2 protein-coding genes are annotated in these 764 nt (G+C 48.2%); both read left to right on the plus strand.

What is annotated here, in order from left to right; translation table 11 throughout:
* Positions 1–23 precede the first annotated feature (23 nt).
* Complete coding sequence (locus R7040_RS26040) at positions 24–395, plus strand: GntR family transcriptional regulator (RefSeq protein WP_005464887.1); 372 nt, start codon at positions 24–26, stop codon at positions 393–395.
* Positions 392–764, plus strand: a 373-nt coding sequence (locus R7040_RS26045; RefSeq protein WP_318097516.1) for an ATP-binding cassette domain-containing protein, incomplete at its 3' end; no start/stop codon positions are given. The genes R7040_RS26040 and R7040_RS26045, both read left to right, overlap by 4 nt.

Raw genomic sequence — 764 nt, forward strand, 5'->3', positions numbered from 1 at the left:
AATTCAGCCATAGGATGTTTATCATGACGCATTGGCATGATCGCCAACCGATTTTTCGCCAGTTGGCTGATCAGATCACCCAACAAATATTGCAGGGCGTCTGGAAAGAAGGCGAGGCTTTACCCTCCGTCCGCAGCATCTCTGCCGATATGAAAATTAACCACCTTACCGTCATGAAAGGCTATCAGTTACTTGTTGATGAAGGACTGGTGGAGAAAAAACGTGGCCAAGGCATGTTTGTCGCACAAGGGGCAATTCAACAATTGCGCTCTGCGGAAAAGGCTCGCTTTCTTGAACAGCAAATTCCTCAAATAGCCGATACATTACAACGTCTGGACATGTCAGTTGATGAACTTGTCCAGCAACTCAACCCCCATATGAAAGGTGACCAATGAGCGCATTAGTCAGTGTAAAAAACGTCTCCAAGCAGTACCGTCAACAAGGAGAGGCGCTTCATGATGTGAGTTTTGACTTACATGCTGGTCAAGTGCTTGGTTTACTCGGCCACAATGGCGCGGGTAAGTCGACGCTTATTAACGCCCTACTCGGCGCGCACGACTACGAAGGGACTATTCGTATCAATGGCTTCGAGCCCATGATGCAGCGTGACAAGATCATGCAGAATTTGTCGTACATCTCAGATGTGAATGTTTTGCCAGATTGGATGACGGTCTCTCAGCTTCTGAGTTATACCGAAGGGGTTCACCCGGGTTTCAATCGCAGCAAAGCAGATGCGCTGCTTCGTCAAACCGACATCAAACCTC

It is taken from the genome of Vibrio sp. 1069 (genome assembly GCF_033340555.1).

Coding starts and splice junctions, on each gene's coding strand:
- R7040_RS26040 (WP_005464887.1), top strand. CDS start 24: ATGACGCATTGGCATGATCGCCAACCGATTTTTCGCCAGTTGGCTGAT.